Source organism: Nocardia sp. CA-119907 (assembly GCF_050955995.1).
Taxonomy (GTDB): domain Bacteria; phylum Actinomycetota; class Actinomycetes; order Mycobacteriales; family Mycobacteriaceae; genus Nocardia.
This window is the reverse complement of record NZ_CP192091.1, coordinates 4,617,038-4,632,735: the sequence shown is the minus strand read 5'-3', so window position 1 is coordinate 4,632,735 and position 15,698 is coordinate 4,617,038. Positions and strand designations below refer to the sequence as shown.

The following is a 15,698-nucleotide window of genomic DNA, read 5'->3' as shown; positions in this document are numbered from 1 at the left end:
CTGCATGAATAGATTCGGTCCCGTGCGCAGTTTGCGATAGCAACCCATGGGTGGGTATCGGCCCACCTCTCGAGAGGTTTTCGGCGGGGCGCCGACCGCACCCTTGGGTGCCTTGATGGGGTGCCAACGGTCGCGGAGCCTGTTTCTAGCCGGGTTCCCCCGGACCACATCAAGAGGAGGGCAATGGCAATCTCAGAACAACCGATCAGAGCCGAACGACGTTGTGGTGGAACGCTTTACACCGAGCCAGTGCTGGTGATCGATCAGAAGCCCAAGCTGATCGAGATGTCCACCGAGTATGCGGTGCTGGACCAGAACGGACAGCGGCTCGGGTCCGTGGTGCAGGTCGGTCAGAATCAACTGAAGAAGGCCGCCCGCTTTTTCGGTGCCTTGAACAATTTCTTCAACCACCGGCTCGAGATGCGAGATGCCTCGGACAATCTGGCGCTGACGATCACGCGGCCCCGCAAGGTATTCAAGTCGAAGGTCATCGTCGACGGGCCCGCGGGACAGCCGATCGGGCGATTGTTCAGGAGACCTGGATGGGCAAAAAGCGTTTCGCGCTGCTCGCCGACGGCACCCGGCTCGGGACGATCCACGCAGACCACCTGATCGAACCGCGATTGTTCACGATCGTCGATCACGCCGACGCGGAAATCGCCCGGATCATTCGAACGACGGGCAGCCTGGAACGGGCTATCGTGTCGGCCGAAACCTACACGCTGGTGATCGACAAGCCCCAGCGTGAACCAATGGCCAGCCTCGTCCTGGCTTCTGCGGTGGCGATCAACACCGCGATCAGGCAGGTGAAATCCACCACCGTGCTGGACCTGATCCCTTAGTCCACTCGGGACCTCCTGCCGTCGTATTCTCGACTGCCGCAAGTACGTGCTCATCTCCGTCCGTTGGGGTCGGGACGTTCCTCGGTTTGGAGGACCGTCATCATTCGATTCGCCGGCCGGTGATTCCCGGCCCGCCAGTGGCTGGGGGAGAGGACGAAGGGCCTCGACATAGAGGTCTTCGTCATCGGTTGCCTTCGGCCGGGATCGAGCATGCTTGTTGGCATGGATACCGCCCTTCGGGCCGACGCAGGCTGCCCGGCGCGGGGGTGCGCTGTCTGCTGCTCGGCGGAACCGAGACGGACTGTGGAGGTTTGAGGAAGCAGCAGCGAAGCGGTACGACGTACAACGGCGAAGACGAAGGCAGCAGGCGATGGGCCCCCGCGAATCCCACATGTCGCAATCGGACCTGTTCTCGTGGAACATGGAGCGGGATCCGATCCTGCGTTCGACCATCGTCTCGGTTCTGATCCTCGATACCGATCCGGACTGGGATCGCCTGGTCGAGACAATCGATCGCGGCACCCGCCTCGTGCCGAGGTTGCGGCACCGGCTGGTCGTCGCGCCGTTCGGTCTCGCCCCGCCCAGGTGGACGCTCGATGAGGGCTTCGACCTGTCCTGGCACCTGCGACGGGTTGCGCTGCCGGAACCGGGGGCCATGTCCGCGGTACTCGAATTCGCGCGTACCGAGGCGATGACCGCCTTCGATCCGGCCCACGCCCTGTGGCGTTCGACGTTGCTCAGTGGTTTGTCGGGCGGGAGATGCGCGTTGCTGATGACAGTGCACCACAGCCTCACCGATGGTATCGGCGGCATTCAGATCGCCGCGGCGCTGCTCGATTTCGATCGTGCGGGCACCGATCGCGGCCATCCGCCCGAGCCGCGGCATGACCGTGACGGTGCGCTGCGCGATATCGTGGCATGGAACTGGGCGGTCGGCTCGGATCTGCTTCGCGGCGGTATTCGGGCGACGCCGGAAACCGCGTGGCGAGCTCTCATTCATCCCGCGCGGGCGGTGCGCGCCAGCGCCGCGCTTGCGACCTCGGTGGTCCGGCTTGCCAAGCCCATTACCGCGACGCTGTCGCCGGTGATGATCGAACGCAGTCTCGGTCGCCGACTGGCGGTGCTGGACGCACCCGTCGAGCAAATGCGCCGCGCCGCGCGTGCTGTGGGCTGCACGATGAACGATGCCTTCCTGACCGCGGTCGTGATCGGACTGCGCGGGTATCACGAGCGGCACGGGGCGAAGGTCGACCAGCTGCGGCTGACCATGCCGATCAGTCTGCGAACGGCCGATGATCCGCTCGGTGGCAACCGGATCACGCTCGCTCGTTTTGCGTTGCCGGTCGACATCGCCGAGACCGAAGACTTGATGCGGGCCGTGGATGCCACGGTCGGCGGTTGGCGCCGCGAGCCGGCCCTACCGTTGTCCGGTGCTGTCGCGGCGGCGTTCAACCGGTTGCCGGTCGGAGCGGTCACCAGGATGCTCAAGCATGTCGACTTTGTCGCCTCCAACGTCCCGGGTTCTCCGGTGCCCCTCTATATCGCCGGGGCTCGCATCGACCGTATGTACGCTTTCGGCCCCACCATCGGCACGGCCCTCAACGTGACACTGACATCGCACGCCGGAACCTGCTACGTCGCGATCAACGCGGACACCGCTGCGATTCCCGACCTCGCGACCCTGACCGAATGCCTCGCCGCAGGCTTCGCCACCGTGCTTCGCCTCGGCGGCGAGTGCGCACCGCAAGCCGCCGCCGACGCCACAGCCCAAGCATCTCGATCGACACCGGTCTGATCGGTTCGCGAGCGACCGCGCCCCGTCCCCGCGAATCGCGGATCGACCAGGGCAGCGGTGATACCACCGCAGGTCACCTTCGACACCGGCGGGTCTCGAGCGCAGCAACCGCCGACTCAGGGCATCGGGGACCGCGAGTGATGACCTTCGGCCCTCGCCGCACCGGCATCCGCTCACAAGACTCGACATTAGAAATACCGTGATCGGCAGGGGGCCTCATGAAGCCTGGCGACACCGTGGTGATCGACCGCTCGGGACTGGACCGCCTCATAGAAGTGCTGCACGAAGCGGAATATCGGGTTATCGGTCCGCAGGAGCGTGACGGTGCGATCGTGCTGGACGACCTTGCGTCCGGAGCGCAATTGCCCGCCGGGTGGAGCGTGGATACCGAGCCCGGACGGTACCGGCTGCGGCGTCGCGACGATGCGGCTGTGTTCGCGCATTCGGCCGGGCCGGGCTCGTGGAAGCAGTTCCTGCATCCGCCGCACCGCAAGGTGTGGGAGATGGGACCGGACCTGAACGAGCAACGTGCCCGAGAACCCGCGCAGCGGTTCGCGTTTGTCGGCGTGCGCGGGTGTGATCTCGCCGCGATCGCGATCCTGGGCCGCGTACTCGGTGATGGGACATATCCCGACACCGGGTTCACCGGTCGCCGTGCGGGTCTTTTCGTGGTCGCGGTGAACTGCACCGAGCCGGGCGGCGTGTGTTTCTGTGTCTCGATGGGCACCGGGCCCGGCGTTTCCCAGGGATATGACCTCGCGCTCACCGAAACGATCGACGACGCCGGGCACCGGTTCCTGGTCGACATCGGCACCGAGACCGGAGCCGATGTGCTCACACACCTCACCACACATCCCGCCGAAGCCACCGACGTCACCACCGCCCGGACCGCGGTCGACGCTGCTGCCGGACGGATGGGACGGTCGATGCCCGACGCCGACCTGCCCACCGTGCTTCGCGAATCCCACGACTCGCCGCAGTGGCAGGACGTGGCATCCCGGTGCCTCACCTGTGGCAACTGCACGATGGTGTGCCCGACCTGCTTCTGTACCTCCGCCGAGGACGTCACCGATCTGACCGGTGACCACGCCGAACGCTGGGAACGCTGGGTGTCCTGCTTCGAACTGGATTTCTCCTATCAGCACGGCGGCAGTGTCCGACAGTCCGGCGAGAGTCGATACCGGCAGTGGCTCACCCACAAGCTCGGCACCTGGCACGACCAGTTCGGCAGCTCCGGCTGTGTCGGCTGCGGGCGCTGCATCGCCTGGTGCCCGGCCTCGATCGATATCACCGCCGAAATGGCCGCGCTCGCTGAAGGGGGCGCCAGTGATCGCAGTTGACGAACTGTCGCGATTCGCGCAGTTGGCGTCACTGACCGACACGGAACTCGCCACACTCGCCGACGCCGGTTGCGACATCAGCTACCCCGCCGGGTGGCAGCTGATCACCGAGGGGCAACCGGCCGACCGGTGCTGGCTGATCCGCGAGGGCACGGTCGGGCTCGACGCGCACGTCCCGGGTCGCGGGGACATAGTCGTCCAAACCCTGGGCAGCGGAGACCTGCTGGGCTGGTCGTGGCTGATGCCGCCGTACCGGTGGCATTTCGGCGCACACACGGTCGAACCGGTACGCGCGATCGAATTCGATTCCGATCGACTGACCGAACTCGTCGACCTGGACCCGGTATTCGGCCGCGCCCTGAACCGCATGCTGCTCGAGGCTGTGCTGGAACGCCTGCAGGCCACCCGGGCGCGGCTGCTCGATCTGTACCGCAATCCCGGCGACGCCTCCGCACCCGCGCCGTTGAGCGGCACCGGTGACAGCGGGAGCAGCCGATGAGCCGGCGCGGCGCCGCGACGAGCGCCACCATCGCGGGGGATACACCGGCACTGGGCGACACCATGCTCCCCTACCGGGTCGTCGGGCGGATCCCACAGAACCGCGACACCGTGACCCTGGTGCTCGAACCGGTTCACCAGGCAGCACAACGGTTTCGGGCCGGGCAGTTCATGATGCTCTACAGCTTCGGCGTCGGCGAGATCGCCATATCGATCAGTGGCAACCCGGTCGCCGCCGACGACATCGTCGAACACACGATCCGTGCCGTCGGCGCGGTCAGCCGGGCGCTGCGCGACACCATGGTCGGTGGGTTGGTCGGCGTGCGCGGGCCGTTCGGCAGCGGTTGGGACCCCGAATCCGCGATCGGGCGCGATCTTGTGATCGTCGGCGGCGGCGTCGGACTGGCGCCGCTGCGGCCGGTCGTACTCTCGGCGCTCGCGGCCCGCGACCATTATCGGCGGGTGGTACTGATCACCGGTGCCCGAACCCCGACCGACATCCTGTTCCGAAACGACCAAAATCAATGGGCCGCAACCGGTTACGTCGAATTGCAGCAGACTGTCGATCATCCGGCGGTGGGCTGGACCGGCCTGGTCGGCTTCGTCACCGAGCCATTGACCAGGCTAAAACTGGATCCCGGTCACACAACGGCGTTCCTGTGCGGTCCGGAACCGATGATGCGATTCTGCGCGCAAACCTTGCTGCGCAAGGGAATCGCCGCGACCAACATCCGGATCGCGCTCGAACGCAATATGCAGTGCGGCGCCGCCCGCTGCGGGCACTGCCAACTCGGGCCGCTGCTGCTGTGCCGCGACGGCCCGGTCGTCGACTACGCGACAGCCCAACCGCTGCTATCGATCCGGGAGCTGTGATGAACACTTCCCAGACGAAGACCCCGACCTTGGCGGTGTGGAAGTTCACCTCGTGCGACGGCTGCCAGCTGACTCTGCTCGACTGCGAGGACGAGCTGCTGAGCCTGGCCGGACGCCTGCGCATCGCACATTTCACCGAGGCGACCAGCACGGTCGAACCCGGCCCCTACGATGTGTCGCTGGTCGAAGGATCGATTACCACACCGGAGGAACAGCGCCGCATCATCGAGATCCGGGCGCAGTCACGGATTCTCGTCACCATCGGTGCCTGCGCAACGCACGGCGGCATCCAGGCGCTGCGCAACTTCGCCGATGTCGCCGAGTTCACCTCCGTGGTTTATCCCAGCCCGCAATACATTTCGACGCTGGCCACCTCGACACCGATCTCGGCGCACGTGCCGGTGGATTTCGAGCTGCGCGGCTGCCCGATCGACCGCCGCCAACTACTGGACACGCTGTGCGCCTTCCTCGCCGGGCGTGCCCCCGACCTGCCGAACACCAGCGTCTGCACCGAGTGCAAGCGCCGTGGCACCACGTGTGTGACCGTCGCACACGGCATCCCGTGTCTGGGCCCGGTCACCCAGGCCGGGTGCGGTGCGCTGTGCCCGGCTTATCATCGCGGCTGCTACGGCTGCTTCGGTCCGATGGCGACGCCGAATATCCGTGCGCTGCTGCCGATTCTGAGTGTCAATGGCATGTCCACCGAGGATGTCGACCGGGTGTTCCACACTGTCGCGGCGGCCGCTCCGGCCTTCGCGGACAGGAGTTCGGATGAGTCATCGCAGTAGGCAGTTGCGGGTCAGTTCGCTTGCGCGGGTGGAGGGCGAAGGCGCGCTGCGGATCGTCATTTCCGACGGTGCCGTCGAGCGGGCCGAGCTGAACATCTACGAGCCGCCCCGATTCTTCGAGGCGTTCCTGCGCGGCCGCGGCTACACCGAGCCGCCCGACATCACTGCCCGCATCTGCGGTATCTGTCCGGTCGCCTACCAGACCAGCGCCTGCAACGCACTCGAGCAGCTGTGCGGCGCCGAGCTCGATCCACCCCTGGCGCGGCTGCGTCGCCTGTTGTACTGCGGCGAGTGGATCTCCAGCCATTCCCTACACATCTATCTGCTGCATCTCCCCGATTTTCTCGGTTATCCCGACGCCATCACCCTCGCCGCCGATCATCGTGAACTCGTCGAAAAGGGCCTGGCGATGAAAAAGGCTGGTAACGCCGTGCTCGAACTGATCGGCGGACGGCCCATCCATCCGATCAACGTGCGCGTCGGCGGCTTCTACGCTGTTCCGTCCCCTACCGATTTCGCACCACTGGTCGAACAGCTGCGCCGTGCACTGGATTACGCCGTGCACACCGCGCGTTGGGCAGCTGGCCTCGATTTTCCGGATGTGGAGCTGAACCACGATTTACTCGCCGTCTCCGACCCGCACCGGTACGCGATCGAATCCGGAGATATCCGCAGCAGCACCGGGTCCGCCTTCTCCGCTGCCGAATTCGCCGACCACGTCGCCGAAGGCCAGGTTCCGCATTCGACCGCCCTGCATGCGACCCTCGATGGCCGCCGCTATCTCACCGGACCGTTGGCGCGGTACACACTCAACTTCCCTCGGTTGTCGCCGATGGCCCGTGAGGTCGCCACCGAGATCGGACTGGGCAGTGAATGCCGCAACCCGTTCCGTAGCATTCTGGTTCGCGCCGTCGAGGTCGTCTATGCCATCGAGGAGGCGCTGCGGCTGATCGAAGACTACGAAACACCTTCGCGCGCAGCCATTCCCGTCACTCCTCGGGCGGGTACCGGTCACGGTGTGAGTGAAGCACCACGGGGTCTGTTGTATCACCGTTACGAGGTCGACGCCGACGGCGCCATTCGCTGCGCCGACATCGTTCCGCCCACTTCGCAGAATCAGGCCGCCATCGAAGACGACCTGCGTCGCGTCGTCACAGACCACCTCGACCTCGACGACGTGGCGCTCACCGCACTGTGCGAACGCACCATCCGCAACTACGACCCGTGCATCTCGTGCTCGGCACACTTCCTCGCACTCGATGTGGTGCGCCGGTGACCGGGGCGCAGGCTGTCGTTATCGGCGTCGGGAACGAGTTTCGCCGTGACGATGGGATAGGGCCGGCCGTGGCGCGAGACATCGAAGCACTGGATCTGCCCTGCGTTCTCGTCACCGTGTGCGACGGCGAACCGACCGGACTGCTCGATGCGTGGAACGGTGCGGAGCTCGCCGTCGTCGTGGACGCCGTCGAGTGCGAACCGTCCACTCCGGGCCGCGTCTGGCGTACCACCGTCGACGCCCTGCGTGAGCTCACCACCGCCACCAGCTCCCATGCCCTCGGCATCCCCGACGCGGTGCCACTCGGCCGAGCACTGGGCCGCCTCCCCCGCGAGCTTGTCGTCATCGCCGTGGAAGCGGCCACCCTCGACCTCGGCGTCGGTCTGTCCGGCCCCGTCGCGGCAGCGCGTCCGCAGGTGATTCAGGCGACCTTGACCGAGCTGGCGCGCGTCGGGATTGCAACCGGACAGGTCGAGCCCTGAGGTGCCCGGTGCAGCCATACGCAGTAAGTAGCGGTGGGTGCCAGCACCGTTCGGGTCGTACACGACCCCGTCCGGCACAGGCGCGCGGCCGGACCGTGCAGTGTCACATGCTGTTGGTCATCGCGGCCGATGACGTTCGGCACCTCACAGCCGAGTCGGTCCGGCGAGATGCTTTGTTCGACACTCCGGTACACGCCTGCGCGCCTACTCGAACATCGCGACCCAAGGGGCAGCGGAATGAGACATGATGCGGATCGACACCAGCTGGCATCGGCTGCGGTGGTGGTGGGGACCGATGGGTCCGCGACCGCCGATGCCGCCGTCCGCTGGGCAGCCGAAACGGCGGCTCGGAAGGGACGGCGCTTGCTGATCGTGCACGGCCTCGACCTCGCGGTCACTCGCGGGGTCCTCGGGGGCCACCTGACCATGGTGTCCTCGGTCATCGAGGCGATGCACGGCCATGGCGATCAGATCCTCGCCCAGGCCCGTGCCCTTGCGTGTGAGCTCGCTCCTGATCGCACCGTGGCCACCGAACTCTCCGAAGCCAACCCGGCGAAATCGCTGATCACGCTCTCGGAAAGCGCGCACCTCGTCGTCATCGGCGCCACCGGCGGCGTCGGCACGCTCGCGCACCTCGGATCGACAGTGCTCGCGGTGGCCGGGCACGGCCGCGGCGCGATCGTGGTCGTACGTGGCAGCGGACAACCGACCGATCGCAGCGGTCCGGTCGTGGTGGGCGCGGACGGCAGCCCGGTTGGTGAAGCCGCCCTCGGCGCGGCCTTCGCGGAGGCGTCCGAGCGCAATGTCGAACTCGTCACCGTGCACGCCTGGAGCGACCTGACTGTCGGCGAGTACGCCGGAACTTCCTATCTGGAAATCCCCATCGTCGACCTCGAGATCGCCGAACACGCACTGCTGGCCGAGCGTATGGCGGGTTGGCAGGAGAAATACCCTAGTTCCGCACTTCCACAGCGCCGAAGGTCGATCCGGTCCAACCGACCAACGACATTCGTTCGGGGTCTGCCCGGATCTTCGCGCAGTGCTTCGTCACACTCCCGCGATGTCGCGGCGGTCGAAGACCGGTAGGGCGGCCACCAGTGCCACGGCACCAGCGAGCGCCAGCCAGCCGTATGCCGCGGGCAGCCCGGCGCCGAGTGGGCCGCCCTCGATCGCCTGATGGAACGGCGACGCCGGTCCCCAGGGCCGCACGGCCTCGACCAGTTTGCTCGCGACGTAGAGCACATACGCGCCGACCGCGAACACCGACGTAATCGCGAGTGCGGCAGTCCGTTTGCCGGTCGCCGCGCCGACAGCCAGTGCGAGCCAGCCGAATTCGATGCCGAGCAGCGCCATCGACAATGCTCCGGTCAGCGCGGCGCCGATTGCGATGTCCAGACCGAAGATCGCCGAACACACCACGATCGCACCGAACAGCACCGCACCCAGTGTGAGCACGGTGGTCGCGAGTACGGCCGCCTGTTCGAGCGCCAAGCGCACCGGCGAGACCCTGGTCACCAAGAGCACCTCGAGTGTGCCGAGTTCCTCTTCGCCGGCGATCGCCCGCGCGCCGCGGCTGATCGCGAAGACCAGAAACAGGATCGGCAGCAACATGCTGAACAATTCCGCGTTCAGGAAGCCGGTGCCGGTGCCGAAGGCGTCCAGATTGAACAGCTTGCGCAGCGGCTCGGGATAGTTCGCCAGAAACTCGCGCATGCCGGCCATATCCGAGATCGACGGCCACAACGCGCTTTCCATCAGCACGAGCGCGACGATCCCGATGCTCCAGCCGATCAGCCCGCACCGCTGATCGCGCAGACTCTTCAGATAGACGTTGCGCAGCATGGTCTTTCACTCCTTTCCGTAGTAGGCGAGGAAGACCTCTTCGAGATCCGGTTCATGGCTGACGATGTCGACCACGTCGTAGGGCGCGACGGCCTTGATCAGTTCGGCGGTCGAACCGTCCACGTCGATGTGCACAGCGACGGTGTTCGGTTCGACCCGCCGCACGCCGTCGATTCGGCGCAGCGCGTCCAGGTCCGGTGGCTTGCCAGCGAAGGTGACGTCGATGCGGTGGCGTGCCCGGGTGGTCAGCTCGGCCACCGAATGTTCGGCGATCACCCGTCCTTCCCGCAGGATGGCGACGGTGTCGGCGACAGCCTGCACCTCCGAAAGCACGTGGGAAGACAGGAAGACAGTGCGTCCGGCATCGCGGGCTTCGCGCACCATCGCGAGGAATTCACGCTGTACCAAGGGATCCAACCCCTGCGTCGGCTCGTCGAGCACCAGCAGATCCGGCTCGGACATGAACGCCTGCACAATGCCGACCTTTTGCCGGTTGCCGTGCGACATCGCGCCGATGCGGTCGGTCGGATCCAGGTCCAGTTGTTTGACCAGCGTGTCACGTACCGCGGGATCGACGTCGCCGCGCAGGTTCGCCAGATACTCGAGATACTCCTGCGCGGTCAGATCCTGGTAGGCGACGAATTGTCCGGGCAGATAGCCGATGCGGCGCTGGGCCGCCTCGCGTTCACGGACTGTGTCCGCGCCCTGTACCGTCGCCGAACCGCGTGTGGGGCGCATGAGTCCGACCAGGATTCGAATCGTGGTCGTCTTGCCCGCGCCGTTGGGCCCCAGGTAGCCGAATACGACCCCGGGCGGGATCTGCAGGGTCACATCGACCAGCGCGGGTTTGCGACCGTAGTATTTCGTCAGCCCATCCATCCGAATCATTAGGGCACCTACCCTTCTCACCGGCGACGAGACGCCGGTTGTCTCGACTATCCGCCGACGCGGCTTCTCGTCCCAGAGCCCGAGGACCCGCTCACCGAGGACGTTCGTCCCCGCTCTGTGGCGTACCGCCACGGCCGTCACCTCCGCCTCCGGGCAAAGGTCGTTTTCGGCGGTCTGCGCCGAGGTCAGTTCGTTGACCGGGTGGAAGGTGGTGAACGCCTGTTCCGGTGCGATCTCTTCGGTTGGGCGGGTGATCGACGCGCCCAGCGACGGCGCTGGCCTGTCGGGATGAGGGCTACTTCGCGCTCGCCGAAGTTCGTGCGATCCGTGACCGCAGGTCAGGGCATCACAGGACCGACTCATCGACATCGCCGTGCCGAGCCGATCCAGCAGCGGGTGCTAGATGCGCGCTATCGACCCCTCGGCGAACCATGTAGCTGCTGGTGTCGCAAGACCATCGCGGACAAGGGCTTTGGGCCCTGGGAAGCCCGGTAGCGGCAGTGCAGGCTGAGACGGTAACGATTCGCGGCATCCGAGGAGCTCGTCATGCGGGGCTATGACAACTATCTGCGCTGGCTGTATCGCACCGGTCGGCCGAATTGGTTCGCTCGATTACAGAATCGTTGGTCGGCGCGGGTCTTTGCGGCGGGGATCGCACCGCGGTGGGTCGCCGCCCTCGGTGTGCGCGGACGCCGTAGCGGGCGGCTGATCTGGTTTCCGGTGGTGCTGACAGATCTCGACGGCGCCCGCTATGTGGTGTCGATGCTGGGGCAGAACGTGAACTGGGTGCGTAACGTGGCCGCCGCCGACGGCCGGGCCGAGTTGCGGCACGGCGCACGCGAGCGCGTGCACCTCGTGGCGGTAGAACCGGAACAGCGGGCGCCGATCCTGCGGCGGTATGTGCGCATTGCACCCGGAGCCCGCCCACACATCCCGGTGTCGCGGCACGCCGCGTTGGCGGACTTCGAGCGAGTGGCTGCGAAGTACCCGGTATTCCGCATCGAATCCGAGCCCGTATCCGGCTGACCGAGTCAGCGGTGGTCATACCCTGTCGACCGCGTCCTCGTTGTTTTGCTCATCGAACGGTCCTGTGTTGATACCGAACAGCACGCTGCGCAGATCAGCCGGGAATAGCGCGGCGACCCGGTCCAGCTGGCCCGGTGAGCACAGGTCGCGCAGCGCGTCGGTCACCAGCCAGGCCAGACCGACGGCCTCGTCCTCGGTTACGCCCGCTTCGGCCGCGAACTGCTCGAGGAAATCCGAAACACGATGCGAAACCGGGACTTTGGCGGGCTTCCAGCCCTCGAAGAAGATGCCGCGCAGCAATTCGGGCAGTTGTGCGCTCAGATGCACGGCATCGCCGATCTCGAGCCGGTCGCGCACGGTGTGCAGCCAGGCGCGGGTGACCCGGTGGGCGAAGACGCGGTCTTCGGTTGCCAGGTCGTCGGTGATGCGCCGCAGCCACACATGCGCGGTGTGCACGGCGTGGGCGAAGGGATCGTCGGAGTTCGACATTGTCACCGCCTAACCGGAATGTACGACCATGACCGGGCACAACTGTCGGACATGGAATTTCGTGGCGAATACCATCGGAATCTCCATGCCGGACCACTCCAGATTCGCGAACACGGCACGTCCACCGAAAGGTCCCGACGTCGCCCACACGAGGGTCATTGGTCCATTCGGCCGACCGCCATACTCGCGGCAGGTACGCCGCCATCCGTGCCTACCGCACCCCGACGGACGGCGCCCTGGACGCGGTAACTCGCTGAGGCCCAGAGGTTTTCGACCATCGCGGGACCTCGGTCATCTGGTCATGGGACCTTCGGCTCTTTCGGGTCGGCCGGGCGCGGGTGACTCTGGGGATGCCTGCCGAATGCTGTCACCATCAGAGAAGTAAGGGGGCATCTCGCCGTGCCGACGCCGCGCCCGAGTAAGTACCCGGCGTTTCCCGATGTTGTTGTCTCTGCTCGGGGTCGCATCGCGGATCTCGAGATCGAACGGATAGGTGGTGCGGTCGGCCGGCTGTTGGCGCGGCATGGGGTCACCAGCGGTGCGCGGGTCCGGGTGACCGGTGCGAACTGCGATGACGGCCCGATGCTCGTGCAGGTGAACCTGCGTGTACGCGACACGCCGACCCGCATCCAGACGATGGTCCCCGGCAAGGGAGTCGTGCTGCCCGCGGTCGACCGGCTGGACAAACAGATCTCCCGACTATCGGGACCGTGGCAGCCGTGGACTCGGTCCGATCCGACCCGATCCGCGCTGGCCACACCAGGGGAAGGGACGATAGCGCGCCGCAAGCCGTACGCACTGGCAAGAGCTGATGTCGGTGTGGCGGTGGCATCAATGGACGCAATGGATTACGACGTGCACCTGTTCACCGACGCCGAGACCGGCGAGGATGCGATCGTCTATCGGGCCGCTCCTTTGGGGTTGCGGCTGACTCGACAGCGGCATCAGCATCTGCCGCGATTGCCCAAACCTCCGGCGGCGCTATCACTGACGGTGTCCCCGCGTCCGCCGCCGGTCCTGTCGGAGGACACGGCGGTGGAACGGCTGTGCGAGCACGGCCTGCCGTTCCTGTTCTTCACCGACCCGGCCGACGGGCGCGGCCATCTACTGTATCGCCGCTACGACGGCGATCTCGGCCTGATCTCCCCCAACCCGGCAGATCGGGCGATATAGCCAACGCAGCGGCGTCCAACAGCACTCGGCGTTCCGCGGCGGCCACCGTGCGGCGGACCGTGTCGATCGCATCCGGGTTGACCGAGATCGAGGTGATGCCCATGCGGACAAGGTGTTCGGCGAAATCGGGGCGGGTGGAGGGCGCTTGGCCGCACAACGAAGAGGTGATGCCGTGGGCGTGGGCGGTCCGCACGATCTGTTCGATCGCGGCCAGCACAGCCGGATCGGCCTCGTCGAAAACCTCCGCGCACAACTGCGAGTCGCGGTCCACGCCGAGGACGAGTTGGGTGAGGTCGTTGCTGCCGATGGATACGCCGTCGATGCCGAGGCCGATGTATTCGGGTAGCCAGTGCACGACCGAGGGCACCTCGGCCATTACCCAGCGATGCAGGCCACGGGCCCGTCCGAGCGGGCTGGCGTCGACGAGCTCGAGGCATGCCTCCAGTTCCCAGCGGGTGCGCACGAACGGAATCATCAAGTGCACGTTCGGGTATTGCTCGCGCACCCGAGCCAGCGCGGCCAACTCGAGCGCGAACATTTCCGGCTCGCGGATGTAGCGGAAGCAGCCCCGATAGCCGATCATCGGGTTGTCCTCCACCGGTTCGTACTGCTCACCGCCGGTCAGTCCGCGGAATTCGTTGCTGCGCAGGTCGGTTGCGCGATAGACCACCGGCCGGGGCGCGAAGGCCGAGGCGATCCCGCCGAGCGAGTCGGCCATCCGGGTGACGAAGGCTTCCTGCTCGCCGCGGGCGATCAGGTCGTGCGGGTGTCGCCCGCCCAGCGCGCTGGTCAGCAGGAACTCGGCGCGAAGCAGTCCGAGGCCGTCCACGTCCTGTGCCGCAACGGCTTCCGCGATATCGGGCATGGCGAGGTTGGCGTAGATCTTGGTGGCGGTGGTGACGGTCGCCCGGGGCCCAGCGGCCGCCTCGACGGCACGAACCGGCCGGGTGACCGCGCCCGCGACGACCCGGCCCCGTCCGCCGTCGACGGTAACGAGCTGCCCGTCCGCGAGATCCTTTGTCGCTGTGCGGGTACCGACTACGCAGGGCACACCCAGTTCCCGGGCGACGATGGCGGCGTGACAGGTGACGCCGCCGCTGTCGGTGACCAGTGCGGCGGCCTTGCGGATGGTCGGCACCCAATCCGGCGTCGTCATCTCGGCGACCAGGATCTCTCCGTCGTGCAGCAGATATCCCTCGGACGGTCCGGCGAGTACCCGAACGGCGCCACTGGCCACACCCGGCGCGGCGGCCAACCCGGTCACCAGCGCCTTATCACCACGGTCGGCGGGCGGCGCTTGCGCCGTACCGAGGGTGGTGATCGGGCGGGCCTGGACCAGCCACATCCGGTCGTCCTCGATCGCCCACTCCACATCTTGCGGTGTGCCATAGTGCTCTTCGGTCGCCATGGCGAGTCGGGCGATCTCGCGTACCTGCCCATCGGCGAGTGCCCGCCCCTGGTCGTCCGCGTCGATGTCGATGGTCCGGTCGCCGGTTCCGTCCACGCTGCGAACGATCGCGAAGCCCTGTTTTCCGGTGTGCGACTCCAGAATTCGCAGGTCCTGCTTGGCGAGAACGTAGTGGTCGGGCTCGACGGCTCCGGAGACGACGACCTCGCCCTGCCCGCGTGCCGCCTCGATCACGATCCGGCTCTCATCGCCGGTCCCCGGATCGGCGGTGAAGGCCACCCCACTGTATTCCGCGGCGACCATCACCTGCACCACCACGGCCATGGCCGGTTCACCGGTGAACTTCCGTTCGGCGCGGTAGGTCTCGGCACGCGGGCTGAACAGCGACGCCCAGCAGGAGCGCACGGCCTCGACCACATCGGCAGCGCCGCGCACGTTTGTCGCTGTCACATTCATCCCGGCGAACGAAGCGGAGGCGCTGTCCTCCCCGGTGGCCGAGGAACGAACCGCGACCAGCGCGGGCCCCTCCGCGCCGCCGAGTCCGTCGTAGGCGTGTGCGATCTGCTTTTCGAGGTCCTCGGGCATGCCCGCCTTGGCCACCAGCGCCCGCAGCCGATCACAGTGCCGGGTGAGTTCGGCCTGGTCACCGACGGCGGCCAGCGCGGCGCGATGCTCCGCGGCCAGATCGTCGGCCACCCCGCCGCGGCGCATGGCCTCTAGATAGCCCGAGCGCAGCACGACGAAGGCCGCGGGCACGGGCAGCCGCGCAGCGATCAGCTCCCCCAGATTGGCGCCCTTTCCACCAGCCTCGACCTCGTCGGCCAGGCCGATAGCGACGATGTCACGTACAAAGTCCATGCCTCGACTGTGCGCGGCGGCCGGGTCCGGCAACGAGAGGACAATGCCGACCGACCGGCGGTCGAAAGTCCTTTGTTTCGGTAGGGGTGTCACACAGCTCCGCTCGCCTGGGCCACCGCG

At 66.7% G+C, this 15,698-nt stretch carries 16 protein-coding genes; 12 read left to right on the top strand and 4 right to left on the bottom strand.

The genetic code is table 11. The features are described from left to right. Nucleotides 1–249: 249 nt before the first annotated feature. From ACQP2D_RS20450 to ACQP2D_RS20405, 10 genes are all read left to right on the top strand, one after another. Nucleotides 250–612: a hypothetical protein gene (locus ACQP2D_RS20450; RefSeq protein ID WP_433685316.1), complete on the top strand. Its 363-nt coding sequence runs from the start codon at nucleotides 250–252 to the stop codon at nucleotides 610–612. Between the two features lie 11 nt (nucleotides 613–623). Continuing rightward, on the top strand, nucleotides 624–842 hold the full coding sequence (locus ACQP2D_RS20445) for a hypothetical protein (RefSeq protein ID WP_433685315.1): 219 nt from the start codon (nucleotides 624–626) through the stop codon (nucleotides 840–842). Between the two features lie 391 nt (nucleotides 843–1,233). Beyond that, a complete protein-coding gene (locus ACQP2D_RS20440; RefSeq protein WP_433685314.1) occupies nucleotides 1,234–2,637 on the top strand; it encodes a wax ester/triacylglycerol synthase domain-containing protein in 1,404 nt (467 codons plus the stop codon). Between the two features lie 218 nt (nucleotides 2,638–2,855). After that, nucleotides 2,856–3,977, top strand: coding sequence for a 4Fe-4S dicluster domain-containing protein (locus tag ACQP2D_RS20435; RefSeq protein WP_433685313.1), 1,122 nt, complete (start codon nucleotides 2,856–2,858; stop codon nucleotides 3,975–3,977). Next, entirely contained in the window at nucleotides 3,964–4,476 is a 513-nt protein-coding gene (locus ACQP2D_RS20430) for a Crp/Fnr family transcriptional regulator (protein WP_433685312.1), read from the top strand. Before ACQP2D_RS20435 ends, ACQP2D_RS20430 begins: the two co-directional genes overlap by 14 nt. Then, entirely contained in the window at nucleotides 4,473–5,348 is an 876-nt protein-coding gene (locus tag ACQP2D_RS20425; RefSeq protein ID WP_433685311.1) for an FAD/NAD(P)-binding protein, read from the top strand. The genes ACQP2D_RS20430 and ACQP2D_RS20425 overlap by 4 nt, the downstream gene beginning before the upstream one ends. Beyond that, complete coding sequence (locus ACQP2D_RS20420; protein WP_433685310.1) at nucleotides 5,348–6,136, top strand: oxidoreductase; 789 nt, start codon at nucleotides 5,348–5,350, stop codon at nucleotides 6,134–6,136. Before ACQP2D_RS20425 ends, ACQP2D_RS20420 begins: the two co-directional genes overlap by 1 nt. Then, the gene (locus ACQP2D_RS20415; RefSeq protein ID WP_433685309.1) at nucleotides 6,120–7,412 is read left to right on the top strand and encodes a Ni/Fe hydrogenase subunit alpha; all 1,293 of its coding nucleotides are present in this window, start codon (nucleotides 6,120–6,122) and stop codon (nucleotides 7,410–7,412) included. The genes ACQP2D_RS20420 and ACQP2D_RS20415 overlap by 17 nt, the downstream gene beginning before the upstream one ends. After that, complete coding sequence (locus ACQP2D_RS20410; RefSeq protein WP_433685308.1) at nucleotides 7,331–7,894, top strand: hydrogenase maturation protease; 564 nt, start codon at nucleotides 7,331–7,333, stop codon at nucleotides 7,892–7,894. The genes ACQP2D_RS20415 and ACQP2D_RS20410 overlap by 82 nt, the downstream gene beginning before the upstream one ends. A gap of 237 nt (nucleotides 7,895–8,131) precedes the next feature. Next, complete coding sequence (locus ACQP2D_RS20405) at nucleotides 8,132–8,980, top strand: universal stress protein (RefSeq protein WP_433685307.1); 849 nt, start codon at nucleotides 8,132–8,134, stop codon at nucleotides 8,978–8,980. Here the strand turns inward: ACQP2D_RS20405 and ACQP2D_RS20400 are convergent. After that, nucleotides 8,942–9,736: an ABC transporter permease gene (locus tag ACQP2D_RS20400; protein WP_433685306.1), complete on the bottom strand. Its 795-nt coding sequence runs from the start codon at nucleotides 9,734–9,736 to the stop codon at nucleotides 8,942–8,944. The genes ACQP2D_RS20405 and ACQP2D_RS20400 overlap by 39 nt on opposite strands. A gap of 6 nt (nucleotides 9,737–9,742) precedes the next feature. Next, on the bottom strand, nucleotides 9,743–10,624 hold the full coding sequence (locus ACQP2D_RS20395; RefSeq protein ID WP_433685305.1) for an ABC transporter ATP-binding protein: 882 nt from the start codon (nucleotides 10,622–10,624) through the stop codon (nucleotides 9,743–9,745). Nucleotides 10,625–11,170: 546 nt separating this feature from the next. On the opposite strand from ACQP2D_RS20395, the gene ACQP2D_RS20390 reads away from it, so the two are divergent. After that, a complete protein-coding gene (locus tag ACQP2D_RS20390; RefSeq protein ID WP_433685304.1) occupies nucleotides 11,171–11,650 on the top strand; it encodes a nitroreductase/quinone reductase family protein in 480 nt (159 codons plus the stop codon). Between the two features lie 15 nt (nucleotides 11,651–11,665). Here the strand turns inward: ACQP2D_RS20390 and ACQP2D_RS20385 are convergent, their stop codons facing one another. Continuing rightward, nucleotides 11,666–12,139, bottom strand: coding sequence for a DUF2267 domain-containing protein (locus ACQP2D_RS20385; protein ID WP_433685303.1), 474 nt, complete (start codon nucleotides 12,137–12,139; stop codon nucleotides 11,666–11,668). Between the two features lie 399 nt (nucleotides 12,140–12,538). Between ACQP2D_RS20385 and ACQP2D_RS20380 the strand changes: the two genes are divergently transcribed. Continuing rightward, on the top strand, nucleotides 12,539–13,312 hold the full coding sequence (locus ACQP2D_RS20380; RefSeq protein ID WP_433685302.1) for a sigma 54 modulation/S30EA ribosomal C-terminal domain-containing protein: 774 nt from the start codon (nucleotides 12,539–12,541) through the stop codon (nucleotides 13,310–13,312). Here the strand turns inward: ACQP2D_RS20380 and ppsA are convergent. Continuing rightward, nucleotides 13,215–15,578 (bottom strand): phosphoenolpyruvate synthase, encoded by a 2,364-nt coding sequence (gene ppsA, locus ACQP2D_RS20375; protein ID WP_433685301.1) that lies wholly within the window; start codon nucleotides 15,576–15,578, stop codon nucleotides 13,215–13,217. The genes ACQP2D_RS20380 and ppsA overlap by 98 nt on opposite strands. Nucleotides 15,579–15,698: the final 120 nt, after the last annotated feature.